Source organism: Mesorhizobium newzealandense (assembly GCF_042682145.1).
GTDB lineage: Bacteria > Pseudomonadota > Alphaproteobacteria > Rhizobiales > Rhizobiaceae > Mesorhizobium > Mesorhizobium newzealandense.
Genome location: NZ_JBHUGZ010000023.1, coordinates 230,384 through 251,301 on the forward strand (window position 1 = coordinate 230,384; position 20,918 = coordinate 251,301).

23 protein-coding genes are annotated in these 20,918 nt (G+C 63.1%); 17 read left to right on the forward strand and 6 right to left on the reverse strand.

Annotated elements, in window-relative coordinates; translation table 11 throughout:
* Positions 1-10 precede the first annotated feature (10 nt).
* Both ACFSOZ_RS30890 and ACFSOZ_RS30895 read right to left on the reverse strand, forming a co-directional pair.
* Positions 11-1,297, reverse strand: coding sequence for a dihydroorotase (locus tag ACFSOZ_RS30890; RefSeq protein ID WP_379104361.1), 1,287 nt, complete (start codon positions 1,295-1,297; stop codon positions 11-13).
* On the reverse strand, positions 1,294-2,259 hold the full coding sequence (locus tag ACFSOZ_RS30895; RefSeq protein ID WP_379104363.1) for an aspartate carbamoyltransferase catalytic subunit: 966 nt from the start codon (positions 2,257-2,259) through the stop codon (positions 1,294-1,296). Before ACFSOZ_RS30895 ends, ACFSOZ_RS30890 begins: the two co-directional genes overlap by 4 nt.
* Positions 2,260-2,436: 177 nt before the next feature.
* Between ACFSOZ_RS30895 and ACFSOZ_RS30900 the strand changes: the two genes are divergently transcribed.
* From ACFSOZ_RS30900 to ACFSOZ_RS30910, 3 genes are all read left to right on the forward strand, one after another.
* Positions 2,437-4,065: a DNA alkylation response protein gene (locus ACFSOZ_RS30900; protein ID WP_379104365.1), complete on the forward strand. Its 1,629-nt coding sequence runs from the start codon at positions 2,437-2,439 to the stop codon at positions 4,063-4,065.
* 196 nt (positions 4,066-4,261) lie between these two features.
* Positions 4,262-4,819 (forward strand): hypothetical protein, encoded by a 558-nt coding sequence (locus ACFSOZ_RS30905; protein ID WP_379104366.1) that lies wholly within the window; start codon positions 4,262-4,264, stop codon positions 4,817-4,819.
* Positions 4,819-5,160 carry a DUF6105 family protein gene (locus ACFSOZ_RS30910; protein WP_379104368.1) on the forward strand — a complete coding sequence of 114 codons (342 nt, stop codon included), beginning with the start codon at positions 4,819-4,821 and terminating at the stop codon, positions 5,158-5,160. The genes ACFSOZ_RS30905 and ACFSOZ_RS30910 overlap by 1 nt, the downstream gene beginning before the upstream one ends.
* Here ACFSOZ_RS30910 and ruvX read toward each other — a convergent pair.
* The gene (gene ruvX / locus ACFSOZ_RS30915) at positions 5,078-5,584 is read right to left on the reverse strand and encodes a Holliday junction resolvase RuvX (RefSeq protein WP_379104370.1); all 507 of its coding nucleotides are present in this window, start codon (positions 5,582-5,584) and stop codon (positions 5,078-5,080) included. The genes ACFSOZ_RS30910 and ruvX overlap by 83 nt on opposite strands.
* A 123-nt stretch (positions 5,585-5,707) precedes the next feature.
* On the opposite strand from ruvX, the gene ACFSOZ_RS30920 reads away from it, so the two are divergent.
* The 6 genes from ACFSOZ_RS30920 (at position 5,708) to ACFSOZ_RS30945 (ending at position 10,129) form a co-directional block, all read left to right on the forward strand.
* Positions 5,708-6,415: a metal-dependent hydrolase gene (locus ACFSOZ_RS30920; protein WP_379104372.1), complete on the forward strand. Its 708-nt coding sequence runs from the start codon at positions 5,708-5,710 to the stop codon at positions 6,413-6,415.
* Between the two features lie 24 nt (positions 6,416-6,439).
* On the forward strand, positions 6,440-6,856 hold the full coding sequence (locus ACFSOZ_RS30925) for a hypothetical protein (RefSeq protein WP_379104374.1): 417 nt from the start codon (positions 6,440-6,442) through the stop codon (positions 6,854-6,856).
* 130 nt (positions 6,857-6,986) lie between these two features.
* Positions 6,987-7,274, forward strand: coding sequence for an Asp-tRNA(Asn)/Glu-tRNA(Gln) amidotransferase subunit GatC (gene gatC / locus ACFSOZ_RS30930; protein ID WP_379104375.1), 288 nt, complete (start codon positions 6,987-6,989; stop codon positions 7,272-7,274).
* Between the two features lie 7 nt (positions 7,275-7,281).
* The gene (locus ACFSOZ_RS30935) at positions 7,282-7,737 is read left to right on the forward strand and encodes a GNAT family N-acetyltransferase (protein WP_379104377.1); all 456 of its coding nucleotides are present in this window, start codon (positions 7,282-7,284) and stop codon (positions 7,735-7,737) included.
* The gene (locus ACFSOZ_RS30940; RefSeq protein ID WP_379104379.1) at positions 7,737-9,302 is read left to right on the forward strand and encodes an amidase; all 1,566 of its coding nucleotides are present in this window, start codon (positions 7,737-7,739) and stop codon (positions 9,300-9,302) included. The genes ACFSOZ_RS30935 and ACFSOZ_RS30940 overlap by 1 nt, the downstream gene beginning before the upstream one ends.
* A gap of 29 nt (positions 9,303-9,331) precedes the next feature.
* A complete protein-coding gene (locus ACFSOZ_RS30945) occupies positions 9,332-10,129 on the forward strand; it encodes a YdcF family protein (RefSeq protein ID WP_379104381.1) in 798 nt (265 codons plus the stop codon).
* Here ACFSOZ_RS30945 and ACFSOZ_RS30950 read toward each other — a convergent pair.
* Positions 10,102-10,821, reverse strand: a complete 720-nt coding sequence (locus ACFSOZ_RS30950) for a DUF599 domain-containing protein (protein WP_379104383.1) — start codon at positions 10,819-10,821, stop codon at positions 10,102-10,104. The genes ACFSOZ_RS30945 and ACFSOZ_RS30950 overlap by 28 nt on opposite strands.
* A gap of 181 nt (positions 10,822-11,002) precedes the next feature.
* Between ACFSOZ_RS30950 and ACFSOZ_RS30955 the strand changes: the two genes are divergently transcribed.
* From ACFSOZ_RS30955 to ACFSOZ_RS30970, 4 genes are all read left to right on the forward strand, one after another.
* Complete coding sequence (locus tag ACFSOZ_RS30955; RefSeq protein WP_379104385.1) at positions 11,003-12,406, forward strand: L-serine ammonia-lyase; 1,404 nt, start codon at positions 11,003-11,005, stop codon at positions 12,404-12,406.
* 177 nt (positions 12,407-12,583) lie between these two features.
* Positions 12,584-13,021 (forward strand): DUF1489 family protein, encoded by a 438-nt coding sequence (locus ACFSOZ_RS30960; RefSeq protein ID WP_379104387.1) that lies wholly within the window; start codon positions 12,584-12,586, stop codon positions 13,019-13,021.
* A gap of 76 nt (positions 13,022-13,097) precedes the next feature.
* Positions 13,098-13,829, forward strand: coding sequence for a vWA domain-containing protein (locus ACFSOZ_RS30965; RefSeq protein ID WP_379104567.1), 732 nt, complete (start codon positions 13,098-13,100; stop codon positions 13,827-13,829).
* Positions 13,829-14,527: a DnaJ domain-containing protein gene (locus ACFSOZ_RS30970; protein WP_379104389.1), complete on the forward strand. Its 699-nt coding sequence runs from the start codon at positions 13,829-13,831 to the stop codon at positions 14,525-14,527. Before ACFSOZ_RS30965 ends, ACFSOZ_RS30970 begins: the two co-directional genes overlap by 1 nt.
* 47 nt (positions 14,528-14,574) lie before the next feature.
* Here the strand turns inward: ACFSOZ_RS30970 and ACFSOZ_RS30975 are convergent, their stop codons facing one another.
* A complete protein-coding gene (locus ACFSOZ_RS30975; RefSeq protein ID WP_379104391.1) occupies positions 14,575-16,002 on the reverse strand; it encodes an SPOR domain-containing protein in 1,428 nt (475 codons plus the stop codon).
* A gap of 284 nt (positions 16,003-16,286) precedes the next feature.
* Here ACFSOZ_RS30975 and ACFSOZ_RS30980 point away from each other — a divergent pair, with 284 nt between their 5' ends.
* From ACFSOZ_RS30980 to ACFSOZ_RS30995, 4 genes are all read left to right on the forward strand, one after another.
* A complete protein-coding gene (locus ACFSOZ_RS30980; RefSeq protein ID WP_379104393.1) occupies positions 16,287-16,616 on the forward strand; it encodes a phasin family protein in 330 nt (109 codons plus the stop codon).
* Positions 16,617-16,913: 297 nt separating this feature from the next.
* A complete protein-coding gene (clpS, locus tag ACFSOZ_RS30985; RefSeq protein WP_010909565.1) occupies positions 16,914-17,243 on the forward strand; it encodes an ATP-dependent Clp protease adapter ClpS in 330 nt (109 codons plus the stop codon).
* Positions 17,244-17,249: 6 nt separating this feature from the next.
* The gene (gene clpA, locus ACFSOZ_RS30990) at positions 17,250-19,718 is read left to right on the forward strand and encodes an ATP-dependent Clp protease ATP-binding subunit ClpA (protein WP_379104395.1); all 2,469 of its coding nucleotides are present in this window, start codon (positions 17,250-17,252) and stop codon (positions 19,716-19,718) included.
* 64 nt (positions 19,719-19,782) lie between these two features.
* Positions 19,783-20,409, forward strand: a complete 627-nt coding sequence (locus tag ACFSOZ_RS30995; RefSeq protein ID WP_379104397.1) for a chloramphenicol phosphotransferase CPT family protein — start codon at positions 19,783-19,785, stop codon at positions 20,407-20,409.
* Positions 20,410-20,440: 31 nt separating this feature from the next.
* Here ACFSOZ_RS30995 and ACFSOZ_RS31000 read toward each other — a convergent pair whose 3' ends face one another.
* On the reverse strand, positions 20,441-20,872 hold the full coding sequence (locus tag ACFSOZ_RS31000; protein WP_379104399.1) for an HIT family protein: 432 nt from the start codon (positions 20,870-20,872) through the stop codon (positions 20,441-20,443).
* Positions 20,873-20,918 lie beyond the last annotated feature (46 nt).

Here is a 20,918-nt window from a genome sequence, read left to right on the forward strand (position 1 = left end):
GATCACCGTCTTAGATTGAGAACACTGTGCGGCCCGCCACCAGCGTTTGCAAGACCTTGCCCTGCAGGCGCGCGCCTTCGAAACAGGTGTTTTTCGAGCGCGAACGAATGCCGCTTTCGGCGACGATCCAGGGTTCGTTCAGATCGATCAGTGCAAGATCGGCCATCGCGCCTGGCTTCAGCGTGCCGCCGGGCAGGCCGAACAGTCTTGCCGGCGCAGTCGATAGTGTCTCAATCAGCCTGAGCAATGGCACGTCGCCATTGTGGTAGAGCCGCAACGCTGCACCCAGCAGGGTTTCGAGCCCGATGGCGCCGGCCGCCGCGTCGGCAAAGGGTAGGCGCTTGGTGTCGACATCCTGCGGATCATGCGACGAGACGATGATATCGATCGTACCGTCCCTGACCGCCTCGATCATCGCCAGCCGGTCTTCCTCGGCGCGCAACGGCGGCGTCAGACGGAAGAAGGTGCGGTATTCGCCGACATCGTTTTCATTGAGCGACAGATTGTGGATCGCCACGCCTGATGTCACCGTTGCGCCGTCGGCTTTCGCCCGCGTCACGGCGTTTGCCGCCATCGACGTCGAGATCTTGGCCGCATGATACGAACCGCATGTCAGCCGCGCCAGCGCAAGGTCGCGCTCCAGCGGGATGGATTCGGCTTCACGCGGAATGCCGGAGAGGCCAAGCCAGCTGGCGTACAGGCCTTCGTTCATGACACCGGACGAGCCGAGGTCAGCGTCCTGCGTTTCATGCACGATGGTGGCGCCGAAGTCGCGCGCATAGGTCAGCGCGCGGCGCATCACCAGCGCGCTTGATATGGTGTGACGGCCATCGGTGAAGGCAACGGCGCCAGCCTCGCGCAGCAGGCCGAACTCGGTCATCTCGCGCCCCTCGAGGCCCTTGGTGATCGCCGCCGCCGGAAAGACGTTGACGCTTGCCGTGTCCTTGGCGGTGCGCAGCACGAACTCGACCAGCGCCACATTGTCGATCACCGGGTCGGTGTCGGGCATCATGACGATGGAGGTGACGCCGCCGGCCGCCGCCGCGACACTCGCCGAAGCGATGGTTTCGCGATGCTCGCCGCCCGGCTCGCCGATGAAGACGCGGCCATCGATCAGGCCTGGAATGATCGCCCTGCCGGCGCAGTCGATGACGGTCGCACCCTCGGGCGCGCCCTGGTTCAGCGCCGCCTTGCCGGCGGCAACGATCTTGCGGCCATCGACGATGACGGAGCCGACTTCGTCGATGCCGCGCGACGGGTCGACGATGCGAGCACGCTCGAAGACGGTCGTGCTCATGCGCCGCGGCCCTCATGGTTGCGGCGCGGGTCGAGCAGCGCTTCCATCACCGCCATGCGCACGGCAACGCCCATTTCGACCTGTTCCTGGATGACGCTTTGCGGACCATCGGCGATTTCCGAGGCGATCTCGACACCGCGGTTCATCGGGCCGGGATGCATCACCAGCGCGTCGTCCTTGGCCGCCTTCAGTTTTTCGGCATCGAGGCCGAAATAGCGGAAATATTCGCGCACCGAAGGCACGAACGCGCCTTCCATGCGCTCGCGCTGCAGACGAAGCATCATCACCACATCGGCGCCCTTGAGGCCTTCAGCCATCGAGCGGGTGACAATGACACCCATCTTCTCGATGCCCGACGGCAGCAACGTCGACGGGGCGACGACCCGTACCTGCGCGCCGAGCGCGTTGAGCAGCATGATGTTGGAGCGCGCCACGCGCGAGTGCAGGATGTCGCCGCAGATCGCCACGATCAGCTTCGACAGCGGGCCCTTGGCGCGGCGGATGGTCAGCGCGTCGAGCAGCGCCTGTGTCGGGTGCTCATGCGCGCCGTCGCCGGCATTGACCACCGAGCAGCCGACTTTCTGGGCAAGAAGTGCCGCTGCGCCCGCCGACTGGTGGCGGATGATCAAGATATCGGGCCGCATGGCGTTCAGCGTCATCGCCGTGTCGATGAGCGTCTCGCCCTTCTTCACCGAAGAACTTGCCACCGACATGTTCATGACGTCGGCACCGAGCCGTTTTCCGGCCAGCTCGAACGACGACTGCGTCCGCGTCGAAGCTTCATAGAAGAGGTTGATCTGGGTGCGGCCGCGCAGCGTCGAGGTTTTCTTCTCGGACTGCCGCGAGATCGCGACCGCCCGATCCGCCCGGTCGAGCAACAGCTCTATGTCGGCGGGGGAAAGGTCGCGGATGCCCAGAAGATGGCGGTGAGGATAGAGTGGCAGGGACGAAGCGTCGGTCATCTCAAGGCGCTGCTATAGGGTGGAGATTTTGCGGCTGCAAGCGCCAGCTTTGCATTGGAGCCGTTCTCCCCGGTATTTTCATCGCGCGGGTTGCATGGCTTGGGCTATAAACCGCCGATGGCCTCGGATTCGTGGCTTTCTGACGACAAGGGCCTTTCTACCGATAAAGGATTGGGCGTGACCGACGACGTGACGAACCAGCCGCCGCCGCTGACGGGCGGCAACGCCTGGCGGGGCGATCCGTTGCTGATCCAGCTTGCCGAGCGCTTTTCCGATCCGGTGCGCAAGGACCTCGACGGCCTCGGCCGGTTCGTGCTGACGCACGAGGCGCAGGAATTGGCCCGTCTCGCCAATGTCGAGACGCCGAAGCTCAGGACGCATGATCGCCAGGGACGGCGCATCGATTTGGTCGAGTTCCATCCCGCCTATCATGCCTTGATGCGCCGCTCGGTGGCCAACGGGCTGCATTCCTCGGTGTGGGAAAACGGCGACGCCGAGATCGGCCGCCGCCATCAGGTCCGCTCGGCCCGGTTCTATCTGACGGCTGAGCTCGAGACCGGGCATCTGTGCCCGATCACCATGACCAACGCCTCGCTCGCCGCCTTGATGGCCAGCCCGAAGCTTTTTCGCGAATGGGCGCCGCGCGTGACGACGCGCAAATACGATCAGAGCCAGAAGCCACCGGTGGAGAAGACCGGGCTGACGCTCGGCATGGGCATGACCGAGAAGCAGGGCGGCACGGATGTGCGCGCCAATGTGACAAGGGCGGAACGCGCCGGCAGCGGGTTCTATCGCCTGACCGGGCACAAATGGTTCATGTCGGCGCCGATGTCGGATGCGTTCCTGGTGCTCGCACAGGCGCCGGAAGGACTGTCCTGCTTCCTCGTGCCTCGTGTTCTCGGCGACGGCTCGGGCAACGGCTTCCGCTTTCAGCGGTTGAAAGACAAGCTCGGCAACCGTTCCAACGCGTCCTCCGAGGTGGAATTCGTCAACGCCATCGGCGAGATGGTCGGCGAACCGGGTGCCGGCGTGAAGACGATCATGGACATGGTGACCTTGACCCGGCTCGACTGTGCGGTGGCGTCGTCGGCGGTCATGCGCGCCGGTCTCGCCGAGGCCGTTCATCACGCCCGCCATCGACAGGTGTTCGGCACCACCCTGATCGAGCAGCCACTGATGCAGCGTGTGCTGGCCGACATGGCGCTCGATGTCGCCGCCGCAACCGCGCTGTCGTTCCGGCTGGCGCGGTCGTTCGACGAGGCGGCGAGCGATCGCGGCGAGGCGGCATTCGCCCGCGCCATGACGCCGGTCGTCAAATACTGGGTCTGCAAGATCGCGCCGCCGTTGCTTTACGAGGCGATGGAGTGCCTCGGCGGTAACGGCTATGTCGAGGAGGCGCCGCTTGCCCGCTACTATCGCGAGGCCCCGGTCAATGCGATCTGGGAAGGCTCGGGCAATGTCATGGCACTCGACGTGCTGCGCGTGCTTGGCCGCGCGCCTGGTCTGTTCGAGGACGTGCTGGCCGGCATCGACCGCGACCTCGGCGCCGGCGGACGCGGCACGATCGGCGTGCTGAAGGCGGCAATGCAGGTTGCCGCAACCGACGAAGGCTCGGCCCGGCTGCTCACCGAACAGCTGGCTCTGTCTGCTGCGGCGGCGGAACTGCGCCGGCTGGGGGCAGGGCGGATCGCCGACGCCTTTGTCGAGACGCGATTGGCCGGCCAGTGGCGCAACACGTATGGCATGCTCGATTCGCGCCACGACGCGCGCATGATCATCGATACGCTCTATCCGCCCGTGAACTAAGCCGCGAGCGTTGCGCAAAAACCGGCGCCATTCATCAGTTTGGGGCGCAGGCGAGCCTCCTCATGCGCATCACTAATCGCCGTTAACCTTAACAAATGGTTTCCGTTGCGGTGACGGGCGGCAAAGCCCACTGTCCTGACGAGAGCAGGGAATGGTTCAAATTGGCCATTTCTAGCTTTGCGAAGCAGGAATGCCGATGCGACACGTACTGACCTCTTTTCTGGCCTTGCACTGGGCGATCGTTTTCGCCCTGCTTGCGCTCATCTGCATCGACGGAAACCGCGGTGTTGCTGCGGCGCTGGGAGTGTTGGGCGCCACCATCGAGGGCACTCGCTTCATCGACCTCGACAACGTCATCGTCGTGGCGCCGCTCGCCATCGCGTTGCTGGTCGTCGCGGTGCTTTTCTTCTGGGCCTTTGTCGAAACCCTGATCAATGACGCAACCAGCGAGGGTGCCGACAGCGTTGCCCGCATCGCTTTCATCTCCGCGTCCGGCGTGCTGTCGCTGATCGTCATCGGTGGCGCCGCACAAGGCATCAACGGGCTGTTCATGGTTGTCGCCGTGCAACTGGCGGCACTTCTGGCGTCCTATGTCGCCATGCTTGCCGAGCGGCGTTCCGCGGTTGCGGCGGCTGCTCCGGGTGAGGGCGAGATCCACGCCGTCGCGCATGGCATGGCAAAGGCCGCGGCCCACAATTCGCTGCTTTCACTCATATCGGGCCGGACAGGCTCGAACCCCAAGGGAGGCCGCTGATGCGCTATATCTTCGCATTGTGGGCCGCCCCGATGGCGCTGTTCTGGGGTTGGTTCTACCTGTCGCTCAACGACATGAACTTCGGTTATGTCATGCTGAGCCGGCAGCTGCACGATTTCGTCTTCCAACTCTATGGCCAGATGCTCGGGATCGATCCGGTGACCATCCCCGGCATGGTGGCCAAGGCCTGCGTCTTCGACGGGTTTCTGCTGATGGCGCTGTGGGCGTTTCGCCGCCGTCGCGAAATCGCCGGCTGGATCAAGCAGCGCTCGGCGGGTCCGGTTCCGTTCGAGCGGATGCGTGGAGTGACTGAAGCCGGTCCAAAACTCCCTGCAGAATAAACGCGGCTGCCGCCGAATCGATCTTGCCGGCGCGTTTGCGGCGCGAGAAATCCATCTCGATCAGCGTCCTTTCGGCCGCCACCGTCGATAGTCTTTCATCCCAGAGCACGAAGGGCAGGTCGCTGATCTGCGCCATGTTGCGGATAAAGGCGCGCGATTTCTGCGCGCGCGGCCCTTCCGAACCATCCATGTTGATCGGCAGTCCGATCACCACCGCGCCGGCATTCTCCTTCTGCAGCAAGGCCAGCAGGATGGCAGCATCGAGCGAGAATTTCTTTCGCATGATGACGGGGCGCGGATGGGCGAAGGAAAACCTCTGGTCCGAGACCGCGACGCCGATCGTCTTGTCGCCGAGGTCAAGTCCTGCCAACGTCTTGCCGCCGGCAAGCCGCGCCGGCAATTCCTCGATCGCGATAATGCCCAATGTCTGCCCTTTACCCTTCAACGCCTCGTGTTTTGCCAAACGCGCGACGGACACTGTAACCCTTTGATCTCAGAGCCATTGGCGTTCTATCCTTTGGCAAGGCAAAAATCGAGGAAAGCATTCATGAAATTGACCTGGTACGGCCACTCGGCTTTTCGCATCGAAACCGCCGATGCCAAGATCCTCATCGATCCCTATCTGATCGGCAATCCGTCCTGGACGGGTGGCTGGGAAGGGCCGGCTGAAGGAATCACGCATGTGCTGCTGACGCATGGTCACAGCGACCACATCAGCGGCGCGGTGGAAGTGCTCGGCAAAAGCGGCGCCCAGCTGGTCGCCAATTTCGAGATCTGCATGTACCTGGTCGGCAAGGGCGTCAGCGACAAGAAGATCAATCCGGGCAACATCGGCGGCACCGTCGATTGCGGCGGTTTCACCACCACATTTGTCCAGGCGCTGCACTCATCGTCGTTTCCGGGCGATGGCGGCCAGAACACCTATCTCGGTAATCCCGGCGGCCTCGTCCTGCACTTCCCGGAAGACCGGACGCTCTACCACATGGGCGATACCGACATCTTTTCCGACATGGCGCTGATCAACGAGTTGCATGAACCGAAGATCGGCATCGTGCCGATCGGCGACCGCTTCACCATGGGCGGTGCGGTGGCCGCGCTCGCCTGCCGCCGTTTCTTCAAGTTCGACACCGTGGTTCCCTGCCACTTCGGCACTTTTCCGATGATCGATCCGACCGCCGAGAAATTCGAGGCCGGGCTGGAAGGATCGGATGTGAAGGTGGCATTGCCGAAGATCGGCGAGACGATTACGATCTAGAGGCGGCTAAAACGGAATGAAACCATGGCTTTGAGGCAATCTCTTTGCGTATCCATGTTGGTCGCGGCGTCGCCGGCGCTTGCTGCGGATGATTTCATCGAAGGCGTCTACCTTCAGTCCGAAGAGCTTTGCACGCAGGCCAGGAAGGCCACGCTGCAGACGCTGATCGACGCCGGAAGCATCGTGCTTTCGGCGCACGGCCTGCAGGGGGGCGAATACAATTGCGAGTTTCTGCAGATCAGCAAGGCGACCGCTTCACCAAGCTGGGCGGTGACGGCCATATGCCAGGAGCCGGGTTACGTCTTTCCCGACGTCCTCTCTGTGACGCAAGTGAGCCCGACGCAGCTTGATCTCGTTTCGGTCCGGCCCGCCGATGACGAAAGCGAGGCGAGCGGCAACAGTGGCAGTTACTATCTGTGCGAAGGCGTTGCCCTGCCATAGACAGCATCTTGTCCGTGGACTGATCGCCGAGAGACTCGGCCGGCACCACGGCCTGTCTCTCGCACGATGCATGTTGCGCACCGCGCGCGGCGCCGCTATAGCCCGAACTGGTTTTCCCCGAGGCAAAAACATGTCCGTTGACCTGCAGACAGTGAAGCGCGTCGCGCGTCTCGCCCGCATCGCGGTGAGCGAAGAAGATGCCGAACGCATGACCGGCGAACTTAACGCCATCCTCGGCTTCGTCGAGCAGTTGAACGAGGTCGATGTGTCCGGCGTCGAGCCGATGACCTCGGTGACGCCGATGGAGATGAAGAAACGCAGGGATGTCGTCACCGACGGCAACAAGGCCGCCGACATCGTCGCCAACGCGCCGGCGACCGAAGAGAGTTTCTTCCTCGTGCCGAAGGTCGTGGAGTAGCGCGCCGATGGCAATCGAGATCGCCATTGAAACGCCGCTGCAGGACGACGTGCGCGGACTGGTCCGCGAACTCAACGAGACGTTGCTGGAACTGACGCCGCCGGAGCACTGCTACCACCTGAGTGTCGAGCAGATGGCCGGTGAGGATACGACCGTTTTCGTCGCCCGCGACGACGGCCTGGCCATCGGCTGCGGCGCGCTGAAGCGCCATGACGGCGCCATCGGCGAGGTCAAGCGCATGTACACGCGGCCTTCGCATCGCGGCCGCAAGATCGGCGCTGGGATCGTCGAGCGGGTCGAGGCGCTGGCGCGCAACGAGGGGCTGAAGCGTCTCGTACTGGAGACGGGCGATCGTCATCCCGCCGCGTGGACCGTCTACGAACGCGCCGGGTTTTCGCGCTGCGGCCCGGTGCTGGATTATCCCGATTCCGAGTGGTCGGTGTTTTACGAAAAGAGCCTTTGATGAGCGACCTGACCCAGCTGACGATTTCGCAGGCCCGCGCCAAGCTTCGCGGCAAGGAAATCACCGCGACCGAGATCACCGAGGCCTATCTCGCGGCCATCGATCGCGCCAATCCGGCGCTCAATGCCTATGTCGCGGTGACCGGCGACAAGGCGCGCGACATGGCCAAGGCCTCCGACGCCAGGCTCGTCAAGGGCGAGGGCGGCGCACTGGAAGGTATCCCGCTCGGCATCAAGGACCTGTTCGGGACCGAAGGCGTCCATACCCAGGCCTGCAGCCATGTGCTCGACGGGTTCAAGCCGCGCTACGAATCGACCGTTACCACCAATCTGTGGGCCGACGGCGCGGTCATGCTGGGCAAGCTCAATATGGATGAATTCGCCATGGGCTCGTCCAACGAGACGTCCTACTACGGCCCGGTCATCAACCCCTGGCGGCGCTCACGCCTCGACACGGTGGTGATGCCAACAACGCATCAGGGTGACGGCGGCTTCGTATCGGCCGGCGGCACCAGGACCGCGCGCAGCCTGGACAATGCGCAGCTGGTGCCGGGTGGTTCTTCAGGCGGTTCGGCAACCGCTGTCTCGGCCTTCCTGTGCGCGGGTGCCACGGCGACCGACACTGGCGGCTCGATCCGCCAGCCGGCCGCCTTCACCGGCACCGTTGGCATCAAGCCGACCTATGGCCGCTGCTCGCGCTGGGGCATCGTCGCCTTCGCTTCTTCGCTCGACCAGGCCGGGCCGATCGCCCGCGACGTGCGCGATGCCGCGATCCTGTTGAAGTCGATGGCTTCGGTCGACCCGAAGGACACGACCTCGGTCGACCGGCCGGTGCCGGACTACGAGGCGGCGATCGGCAAGCCGATCAAGGGCATGAAGGTCGGCATTCCCAAGGAGTACCGCGTCGATGGCATGCCCGAAGAGATCGAGGCGCTGTGGCAGAAGGGCATTGCCTGGCTGAAGGACGCCGGCGCCGAGATCGTCGACATTTCCCTGCCCCACACCAAATACGCGCTGCCGGCCTATTATATCGTGGCGCCCGCCGAGGCTTCATCCAACCTCGCCCGCTACGATGGCGTCCGCTACGGGTTGCGCGTGCCGGGCAAGGACATTGTCGACATGTATGAGAAGACCCGCGCCGCCGGTTTCGGCCGCGAGGTCAAGCGCCGCATCATGATCGGCACCTATGTGCTGTCGGCCGGCTATTACGACGCCTACTATCTGCAGGCGCAGAAGGTGCGCAATCTGATCAAGCGCGACTTCGAGAATGTCTTCGCAGCCGGTGTCGACGTCATCCTGACCCCGGCAACACCATCCGCAGCTTTCGGCATCGCCGATGAGGACATGGCGGCCGATCCGGTGAAGATGTATCTGAACGACATCTTCACCGTCACCGTGAACATGGCCGGCCTGCCGGGCATCGCCGTGCCGGCGGGGCTGGACGCCAAGGGCCTGCCGCTCGGCCTGCAGCTGATCGGCCGGCCGTTCGACGAGGAAACCCTGTTCCAGACCGCTGCCGTCATCGAGCAGGCGGCCGGCACATTCCAGCCGGAAAAGTGGTGGTAGGGATGTCGCTCGTCCGACGGGGGTGAGCGATGTTCTTCTATCTTTCCAAGGTCTTCTGGTTCTTCATCCAGCCGCTCAACCTGACGATTTTTCTGCTGCTAGCGGGATTGGTCGCCGCAATGCTCGGCCGACGGCGGCTTGCCGCCACCGGCAGCGTGCTGGCGTTTTTGATCCTGGCGCTGTCGGCATGGACGTCGCTCGGCGCGATGATGCTCAACCCGCTGGAGGAGCGCTTTGCGCGCCCGCCGCTGCCGGAAAGGGTCGACGGCATCGTCGTGCTCGGCGGCGGCTTCGAAGGTGCCATCAACCTGGTGCGCGGCGGCTATGAGCTGAACAGCGGCGGCGATCGGATGGTCGAGACCGCGATACTCGCCCGGCGCTTTCCAACCGCCAAGGTGGTCGTCTCCGGCGGCACCGGCGAATTGTTTCTCGAAGGCGAAGGTGATGCCGCCACGGCACCGCGATTGCTCACCGCGCTTGGTGTGACGGCCGATCGCCTGATCCTCGAAAACAAGTCCCGAAACACCTATGAGAATGCCGTCTTCACCAAGGAGCTGGTGACACCGAAGTCCGGCGAGACCTGGCTGCTGGTGACCTCGGCCTTCCATATGCCGCGCGCCAAGGCGCTGTTCGACAAGGCCGGCTTTGCAACAATTCCCTGGCCGGTCGACTATCGCACCACGGGGCGGGAAGGCATCGGCCTGTTCCGCGACAATCCAGCCGATTCGCTGCAGGCCACTACCATGGCCATCCGTGAATGGATCGGGCTTTTCGCCTACTGGCTGTCGGGCCGGATCGATCAGCCTTTTCCCGCGCCCGGCGGCTGACCGATTACCGCCTGTCTGGCCGCCGAGAAGAACTGGCGCCGCACCAGCACGGCCAGCAGCAACAGTGTCGACAGCACGAACACCATGGGGTCGACGAACCAGCCGAGATAGCCGATCGAGAAGAACACGCCGCGCAGGCCGGAATTGAAATGCTTTCCCGCAAGCATGTTCATCTGCGCCGCACGCCAGACCGCTGTTTCGGTGACCGGATTGCGCGAGGCTTCGCCGTGCGGGATCGGCACGGCGCCGATCAGGATCGTGCAATAGTTGAACAGCCGGTACGCCCAGCCGAATTTGAAGAACGAAAACGCCAGGATCAGCACCAGTCCGAACACCTTTATCTGAAAGGCCGCTCGCGACGGGGCGCCGCCCAGGGGCAGGTCGCTGAGCACTTCAAGAACCCGGTCGGACGCACCGAGCAAGGCAAAGCAGCCGCCGATCGCGATCAGCGAACTGGAGGCGAAGAAGGCGGTTCCCTGTTGCAACCCGCTCATGATGGCGGTGTCGACGATGCGGATCTCGCGCTCGGCCATGGTGCGCATCCAGGCTTGCCGCTGCGCATTCATCGCCGTCGTCAGCGATATGCGGCTAATGAGCTTGCCGTCGGAGGCAAGGGTGTGCAGCAGCCACGCGACGAGGAAGAAAGCCAGCGCCGCGAGATCGACTGTCGAAAGATCGAGGGATTCGCCCATAGTCTGAATTTATCACATTCAGTGTGATCGCTTCGATGCCCGGCAAAGAGCGATCGACAACCAATGTCGCTGCCGGAGCAAACAAGGTCGGCTGGCGCTGCGCCGCGATTGCCAAAAGAGCGGAAACATCCTGGGAATTCCTATATGTAGTCCTCGACGTGACTCCAGGAGACAACGCCGCGTGTTCCTTTCGGTTTTCGACCTGTTCAAGATCGGCATCGGCCCCTCGAGTTCGCACACGATGGGGCCGATGACGGCCGCAGCGCGGTTTCTCGAGGAGGTGGCGGGAAATGACTGGCCGCGCCCGGCAGGCGTCAAGGTCGACCGCCTCGCCGCCAGCCTGCATGGCTCGCTCGCCTATACCGGCATTGGTCATGGCTCGGATCGTGCTGTCATACTCGGCCTTGCCGGCCTGACACCGCAGACTGTCGATCCCGATCAGGCCGATGGCATTGCCGGCCGCATCACCGCGGAAAAGCGCATTTCGCCGCCCGGCCACCCCTCCTATCGTTTCGACCCGGCCACCGATCTGGTGCTGGACCGCAAGACGCCGCTCACCGGCCACGCCAACGGCATGGCGTTCTACGCCTATGATGCCAGCGACCGCCTGCTGCTCAAGCGCATCTATTATTCGATCGGCGGCGGCTTCGTCGTTTCGGAAGAAGAGCTGCAGCGGATGAAGGCCAAGGGGTCGGTGACGACCGAAGGCAGGAAAGTGCCTTATCCCTTCAAGAACGCGGTCGAGATGCTGGCAATGGCCGGCAAAAGCGGGCTTTCCATCGCCGACATGAAGCGCGTCAACGAGGAAACGCAGATGTCGCGCGAGGAACTCGACGCCGGCCTCGACGGCATCTGGAGCGCCATGAAGGGCTGCATCGACCGCGGCCTGTCGCAGGATGGGATCATGCCGGGCGGGCTGAAGGTGCGCCGGCGCGCGCGCATGCTGCACGACAAGCTGCAGGAGCAGTGGCAGCAGAACAAGCCCAATCCCTTGCTCGCCAATGACTGGCTGTCGATCTACGCCATGGCCGTCAACGAGGAGAACGCCGCAGGCGGGCGCGTCGTCACCGCGCCGACCAACGGTGCTGCCGGCACATTGCCGGCGGTGCTGCGCTACTGGCTGCATTTCCATCCCGAGGCCGATCAGCCGAGCATCCGCGACTTCCTGCTGACGGCAGCCGCAGTCGGCGGCATCATCAAGACGAACGCCTCGATCTCCGGCGCCGAGGTCGGCTGCCAGGGTGAGGTCGGCTCCGCATCGGCGATGGCCGCGGCCGGTCTGTGCGCCGTCATGGGGGGCACGCCCGAACAGGTCGAAAACGCCGCCGAGATCGCGCTCGAACACCATCTCGGCATGACCTGTGATCCGGTCGGCGGACTGGTCCAGGTGCCGTGCATCGAGCGCAATGCGCTGGGCGCCGTCAAGGCGGTGACGGCTGCGTCACTGGCGATAAAGGGCGACGGCATCCATTTCGTGCCGCTCGACGCGGCGATCGAGACCATGCGCCAGACCGGCCTCGACATGAACGAAAAGTACAAGGAAACCAGCCTTGGCGGGCTTGCCGTCAATGTCGTGGAGTGCTGAGAGCCCCGTTTGGAACCGCTCCGGCGGCCATCTGATGGCGTTTTCTGCGTTTCCGGTGCTCACGGACCCAAATGTCCGCTGCGCTCAGGTTCTCGAAACCGCCAGGCTTGGTATTGGTACTGTGGAGAAGTCGATCAGGCCGTTGACGCATCCGCGCGCCGGACTAAACCTTAGGCGATGTCTCTCAATCTCATAAAACTCTGCGTCGGCTGCGACAGCGTCGAGGACCTCGAGGAGTGGATCGCTTTCCGCCTCGACGAGCGGCGGCGTGCCGGTGAGCCGGTCGAGCAGTATCACACCACCCGCATGGTGCCGACGCGCGCCTCTGAAATCACCGATGGCGGTTCGCTCTATTGGGTGGTCAAGGGCAACGTGCAGTGCCGCCAGTTGATCACCGAAATCCGCCCTTTCACCGACGACGAGGGCATCGGCCGCTGCCACCTGATCCTCGATCCGCAAGTCGTGCGCACCGATTGGCAGCCGCGCCGCGCCTTTCAGGGCTGGCGCTATCTGAAACCGTCGGACGCGCCGCTTGACCTCGGCAAGGGCAAGGCCGGGTTCATCGAGATGCCGCCGAAGCTGCGGCGCGAGCTTGCCGATCTCGGCCTGCTCTGACCTGGGAATCCTCTGGCCCTCAATGTTGCCTCAGGCAGGGCTTGCAAGCGGTGGAACAACGCCACATCTTGTTTTCATGAGCGACAAGAAGCAGCCCGTGCCCGCAAGGGTTAACCCTGCGCCGGTCAAACCTCAATCCAATGCAGGCGAGATCGAAGCCTTTCTTCGACAGGCAAGGACGCTGGCTGCGTCGGCGACGGGTTCGGGCAGGCTGATCCTTTCGCTCGACGCAACGATGAGCCGCCAGCCGACCTGGGATCTGGCTTGCGAGCTGCAGGGCCAGATGTTCGATGCCGTCGGCAAGGCGGGAACCCTCAGCGTCCAACTGGTCTATTTTCGCGGCCTGGGCGAGTGTCGTTCGTCCGCTTTCGTGACCGATACCAATGCCTTGAAGCAGCTGATGACGCGAATCGAATGCCGCAGCGGCCACACCCAGATCGGCAAGGTGCTGGCGCATGCGCTGAAACAGACGGCCACCGCCAAGGTCAATGCGCTGGTCTATATCGGCGATGCGATGGAAGAGAACATCGACGATCTGGCCGAAAAGGCCGGCAGCCTCGGCCTGCATGGCGTTCCCGTCTTCGTCTTCCAGGAAGGTCATGATTCCGGCGCAGAAAAGGCGTTTAAGGAAATCGCGCGGTTGTCCAAAGGGGCTTGGTTCCGATTTGATCGGCAGGCTGCCGCGACCCTGGCAGGACTGCTTTCGGCGGTTGCGGTGTTTGCAACCGGCGGGCTTAAGGCGCTCGAGGCCAGGGGCAGGCCGGAAGATCGGCTGATGATCGAGCATCTGCGGGGCGGCGGGAACTGATGGGCGCAATTATCCTATTCGTTGCATTGCTTCTGGTGCTTCTCGGTGCGGTGACCATCTTTCTGCGCGCCGATCCGGGAAAACTGGCAAGCGGGATGCGGACGCTCGGACCGGTTCTTCTGGCGCTGGTCGGCCTCGCCGTGATTGTCGTCGGGCGCGAAGGCATCGCCGGCATCATCCTGGCCGCGGCACTTGCCTGGTATGGTTCGGTGCGGATGAAGCGGCCGACGGCGGGGCTCGCACCAGGCAAGCGGTCGACGGTGCGGACCGCGGCATTGGAAATGGAGCTTGATCACGATACCGGCGGCCTGGAAGGCCTCGTGCTGGCCGGTCGCCATGAAGGCAAGATGCTCGGCGCGATGGGCATGGCTGAGCTGCAGCAGCTTTATCGCGAACTCTCCGGCGATCCGGAGAGCCGGCAATTGCTAGAGACGTATCTTGACGGCAGATTTCCCGTCTGGCGCAAAAACACTGAGACGAACGGTGGCGAAGGGCTGGGTGTTGCGCCAGGTTCGGGCGCCATGACTAAGGAGGAGGCCTACAAGGTCCTTGGTCTTGAAGCGGGGGCCGCCGCGGCGGATGTCCGCAAGGCGCACCGCCGCTTGATGCAGCGCCTGCACCCCGATATCGGCGGCACGTCTTTCCTGGCGGCGCGGATCAATGAAGCCAAGGACGTCTTGCTCTCCAATCACAATTAGTTCTCCTTCGACGCAGAATTTTTCCGGGAGATGACTTCCACGCCGTCCTACTGCTGGACGGCGTAGCACTCGACGTTCTTCTTCTTCAAAGCGGTACAGGCCTTCCAGGCGGCGGTCTTCGAACCAAAGCCACCGAAGCGGGCGCGGTAATAGGTGACGCCGTCCTTGTCGAAGGCGACGGTGAAGCCGGACGCGTCGGCCAGCGCCTTGGGCGCCAGCTTGGTGGTCTTGTCGAGAAAGGCTTGCGCTTCGGACTGTTTCGGCGACGAGGCGACCTGGATGGCCCAGCCCGACGGCACCGACGCTGTGTTGACAGGGTCGACGGTTGGCGTCGGCGTTGGCTCGGCATAGGCCGCTACGACCTGGGCCGTGGCGAGCTGAGGCGCCGATACGATGACGGTTTTGACCTTCCTGGTCTTGACGACGGGGGCAGCCTCCTCGCTCTGCGCGGCGCTGTCTTCCGCGACAGTGGCGTCTTCGGCAACGGTGGCAACGTCCTGGGTCGCATCATCCTGTGCCATTACCGGCTTGTCGTCCGGCGTCGGCGCGTCGTGCTTGGGCAGGAGCACCTTGGCAAGGGCGGTGATCGGGTTGTTGCCGCCCGCCTTGGCGACCAGGTCACCACCGCCTCGGGTCGATGCCCGCGGCATATAAGTGTTGATCAACGCAGCCATCTGGTTGTCGCGGCTGCCGCCGGAGCTGCCGCCCATGACCACGCCGACGATGCGGCGATTGCCGTCGGAAACCGACGAGACGAGATTGAAGCCGGAGGCGCGGGTGTAGCCGGTCTTGATGCCGTCGACGCCCTTGATGCGTCCGAGCAGACGGTTGTGGCCGTTGATGCGCTGACGGCCGTAGAGAAAGGAACGCTGCGAGAAATAGCCATAGTACTGGGGAAAATGCTCCCGCAGCGCGATGCCGAGCGTTGCCATGTCGCGAGCGGTGGTGAACTGGCCGGGGTCGGGCAGGCCATTGGCGTTTCGGAACACGGTGCCGTTCATGCCCAGCGCCCGCGCCTTGGCCGTCATCATGCGGGCGAAATTGGTTTCATTGCCGCCGAGGAATTCACCGAGCGCGGTAGCCGAGTCGTTCGCCGACTTGGTGACCATCGACAGGATGGCGGTATCGACCGTGACCGAACCGCCTGCCTTCACGCCGAGTTTCGTCGGCGGCTCGGCTGCGGCATGGGCCGAAAACACAACTTGCGAGTTCCTGCTGATCTTGCCCTTCGCCAGCGCCTCGAAGGTCAGGTAAAGCGTCATCATTTTTGTCAGCGAAGCCGGGTAGCGCCTGCCGTTGGCATCCGCGGAGTACAGCACCTTGCCAGTCTTGGCGTCCACGACAATGGCCGCCTGCCTCGCCGCCAGGGATGACGCGACGTCACCGCAGACGAATGTCAACGCCAGGGCGAAGATCATCATCTTTTTGAGAGGGGAGGTGGATTTGGAAACGATGCCCAACAACGCCTTACGCACTGGTACTTCCCTTGGATTCTTCGTTGCGTTGGAGGCGGCGAAGGGTCCTGCCTCACTTCCGGCCAAGCTACCGGGGCAGCGTTACCAATCCGTTTATGGTAACCGCCGCGTTCACCATTTTCTTCGGGTTTGAAGCTCTCTTTATTCGATTTTTAGCCATTGGCTGCGCAGGCGGGCTCCAAACGCCGGCGAAATATTGACTTTTGTGCGGCGCACAATATATTAGGGTGCATTGCACAAGGGCGCCCCGAAGAAGGACGCTTCAACCCAAGGGAATGCGTGACATGACCCAGACCTATGAGGACTTCAGCAAATACGGCAAAGAGTTTGCCGATACCGGATTGAAGAGCTTCGCTTCGCTCTCCAAGGGCGCCCAGGCGATCGCCACCGAGGCTGGCGAATACACCAAGAAGAGCTTCGAGGCCGGCAGCGCCGCCGTCGAAAAAATCTTTACGGCCAAGTCGCTGGAAAAGGCGATCGAGATCCAGTCCGATTATGCCAAGCAATCCTATGAGGCGTTCGTCGCCGAGGCCACCAAGATTGGCGACCTCTATGCCGAACTCGCCAAGGAAGCCTACAAGCCGTTCGAATCGATCGTCGCCAAGGCGAAGTAATTTCGCTCGGGCGACCCAAATTCGCCTGACGTGACCCAGATCCGGCCCTTTGGGCCCGGGACAGAGCCCGGCCGCGGAAGCGTGGCCGGGTTTTTTCATTTCAATTTCCGCTCCAAGGGCTCGCGCCGCTTCACGATTGCGAAAATCGGACAAGTTTGGTCACCTAGCCATATTGTCAGCTAAACAGAAGGGCTTAAAATCGTCCATCGAACACCTACATGTCGAACTCGCATGGGGATTCGAAAGAGGCAGGAATACGTGACGATCGGTTTGACTGCCACGAGACACGTGGCGCGGATGCAAAACGGCGGCGGCGACGGCAATGAGGCCGGCCGCGGGACGGCCGTCATCACGCGCACCAAAACCAAGACCAAGAAGCCCAGCCTTTACCGGGTCCTCATCCTCAACGACGACTACACGCCGATGGAGTTCGTGGTTCACGTGCTGGAGCGTTTTTTCCAGAAGGACCGCGAAGCCGCCACACGCATCATGCTTCATGTTCACAATCATGGAGTGGGCGAGTGCGGGGTCTATACATTCGAGGTGGCCGAGACCAAAGTGTCCCAGGTCATGGATTTCGCCCGACAGAATCAGCATCCGCTGCAATGCGTGATGGAGAAGAAGTGAGGTAACATGCCGGCTTTCTCCCAAGGCCTGGAAAAGGCGCTTCACCAGGCGCTGACGCTCGCCAATGAGCGGCACCATGAATATGCAACCCTTGAACATTTGCTGCTCGCGCTCATCGACGACACCGAGGCGGCCGCCGTCATGCGCGCCTGCAATGTCGATCTCGATGAGCTGAAGCATACGGTTCTCACCTATATCGACACCGAGCTCGACAATCTGGTCACCGGCTACGACGAGGACTCCAAGCCGACAGCCGGCTTCCAGCGCGTCATCCAGCGCGCGGTGATCCATGTGCAGTCGTCGGGCCGCGAGGAAGTGTCGGGCGCCAACGTGCTCGTCGCCATCTTCGCCGAGCGCGAGAGCCATGCCGCCTATTTCCTGCAGGAACAGCAGATGACCCGCTACGACGCGGTCAACTACATCTCGCACGGCATTGCCAAGCGTCCGGGCGCGTCGGAGACACGCTCGCCGCGCGGCGCCGATGACGAGCAGGGCGGCCAGAACGGCGCCGAGCCGCAGGAGGAAGGCGGCAAGAAGAAGCAGCAGCAGGATGCGCTGACCGCTTATTGCGTCAACCTGAACAACAAGGCCAAGGCCGGCAAGATTGACCCGCTGATCGGCCGCGAGTCCGAGATCAACCGCACCATCCAGGTGCTGTGCCGCCGGTCCAAGAACAACCCGCTCTATGTCGGTGATCCCGGTGTCGGCAAGACGGCGATCGCCGAGGGCCTCGCCAAGCGCATCGTCGAGGGCGACGTTCCCGAAGTGCTGCACAACGCCACCATCTTCGCGCTCGACATGGGTACGCTGCTCGCCGGTACGCGCTATCGCGGTGACTTCGAGGAGCGGCTGAAGCAGGTCGTCAAGGAACTCGAGGACTATCCCGGCGCGGTGCTGTTCATCGACGAGATCCATACGGTCATCGGGGCGGGAGCGACTTCGGGCGGCGCCATGGACGCGTCCAACCTGTTGAAGCCGGCCCTGTCCTCGGGTGCGATCCGCTGCATCGGGTCGACCACCTACAAGGAATTCCGCCAATTCTTCGAGAAGGATCGTGCCCTGGTGCGGCGCTTCCAGAAGATCGACGTCAACGAGCCGACCATCGAGGACGCCATCGAGATCATGAAGGGCTTGAAGCCCTATTATGAGGAATTCCACAAGGTGAAGTTCACCAACGAGGCGATCAAGGCCTCGGTGGAGCTGTCGGCGCGCTACATCAACGACCGCAAGCTGCCGGACAAGGCGATTGACGTGATCGACGAGACCGGCGCCTCGCAGATGCTGGTGCCGGAAGCCAAGCGCAAGAAGACCATCGGCATCAAGGAGATCGAAGCGACAATCGCCACCATGGCGCGCATCCCGCCGAAGACGGTTTCGGCCGACGACGAGAAGGTGCTGCAAGGCCTCGATATCGAGCTGAAGCGCGTCGTCTATGGCCAGGATACCGCGATCAGCGCGCTGACCTCGGCGATCAAGCTGGCACGTGCCGGTCTGCGCGAACCGGAGAAGCCGATCGGCTCCTACCTGTTCTCGGGTCCGACCGGCGTCGGCAAGACCGAAGTGGCCAAGCAATTGGCCGCCTCGCTTGGGGTCGAGCTGATCCGCTTCGACATGTCGGAATACATGGAGCGCCACACCGTGTCGCGGCTGATCGGCGCGCCTCCCGGCTATGTCGGCTTCGACCAGGGTGGTCTTTTGACCGATGGCGTCGACCAGCATCCGCACTGTGTGCTGTTGCTGGACGAAGTCGAGAAGGCGCATCCGGATCTGTTCAACATCCTGTTGCAGGTCATGGACCACGGCAAGCTGACGGACCATAACGGCAAGCAGATCGACTTCCGCAATGTGATCCTGATCATGACCACCAATGCGGGCGCGTCGGATGCGCAGCGTGCGGCGATCGGCTTCGGCTCGACCAAGCGCGAAGGCGACGACGTCGAGGCGATCAACCGGCTGTTCACGCCGGAATTCCGCAACCGTCTCGATGCGATCATCCCGTTCGGCTCGCTGCCGGTGCCGGTGATCCATCAGGTGGTGCAGAAATTCGTCATGCAGCTCGAGGCCCAGCTTTCCGAGCGCGGCGTCACCTTCGACCTGTCGCCCGATGCGATCGCGTGGCTGGCCGACAAGGGCTATGACGAGCGCATGGGCGCTCGGCCGCTCGGCCGGGTCATCCAGGAGCACATCAAGAAGCCGTTGGCCGACGAGGTGCTGTTCGGCAAGCTCAAGAAGGGCGGCACGGTGCGCGTCACCGTCGAGAAGAAGGAAACCGGCGAGACCGGCCTGAAGCTCGAATCGCTCGCCGACGAGGCGCCGGTGAAGCCGAAGAAGGAAGAGCCGGAAGAAACGCCGAAGCCCGCAAAGGCCGTGGCGAAAAAGCCCGCGGCGAAGAAGCTGGTGGCGCAGAAGCCCGAAGCCAAGGGCAAGGACGGCGGCAAGCGCAGCCTCGTGCCGCAACTGCCCAGAAAGAACTGATCCTGACGAAAATCGAAAAAGCCCCGGAAACGGGGCTTTTTTCATTGCAGCGACGAGGGGACGCATGGCCGGACAGATCATCATCCTAAACGGTGCGCCGCGATCGGGCAAAACAAGCATCGTCCAGGCCATCCAGGAGAATTTCGATGGCGTGTGGATCAATCTCGGCGTCGATGTCTACGAGCAGGCCACGCCGCCGCGATATCGGCCTGGAATAGGATTGCGCCCGGGTGGCGAGCGTCCGGACCTTGACGGCCTCGTGCCCCAATTCTACGCCGCGCTCTACGAATCGATTGCCGCCCACAGCCGGCTGGGGCTGAATGTCGTGGTGGATGTCGGCCACCACGATGCCTATTCGAAGCCCCTCGATTGTCTGGTCGATTGCGCGCGCCGTCTCACCGGCCTGCCGGTGCTGCTTGTCGGCGTTCGCTGTCCGATTGAAATCATCATGGAACGGCGCGCCGCCAGCGTGACGGGCAGGGGATATGTGACCGGCTCGCCCGATGATCCCATACCGTTGCCCGTGCGCCTGTGGCAGGAAGAGGTGCACCGGCCAGGCGTGTACGATCTGGAAGTCGACACCTCGCTGCTGAGCCCTGTGCAATGCGCGGATGCGATCCGGCGGCGGCTGGAGCAAGGCATCGCTCGGCCGAGCGCGATCGAGCACCTGGCTCAAACCACCGCCGGGTAGAACAGTTTACAGTCGTGAAGCGACCTGCGCGTCAGCTTTGCAGCGCCGCCCGTATCTTTTCAGCGTTCTGCGCCAGCACTTCTGGCTTCTCCATCCCGCCCGTGTGCGGCTTCAGCGGGGTGCCATCGAAGCGCGGGATGACATGTACATGCAGATGATAGACGGTCTGCCCCGAGGCTGGCTCATTGAACTGCATGATGGTGACACCGTCGGCGCCAAAACCTTGTTTGACGGCCCGAGCCACTTTCTGGACGACCGTGAAAAGCGGGCCGAACGTTGACGGATCGGCGTCGAGCAGGTTGCGCGATGGTGACTTCGGCACCACCAGCGTATGGCCGGGCCCCTGCGGCATCACATCCATGAAGGCGACGACCGCCTCGTCCTCGTAGACGCGATGAGAGGGGATTTCGCCGCGCAGGATCTTTGCGAAGATGTTGTCGGTGTCATAGGCGGTTTGGGCCATGGCAAACGCTCCGGATTGTGCCTTCGTGTAGCGAAGCCGCCGGAAG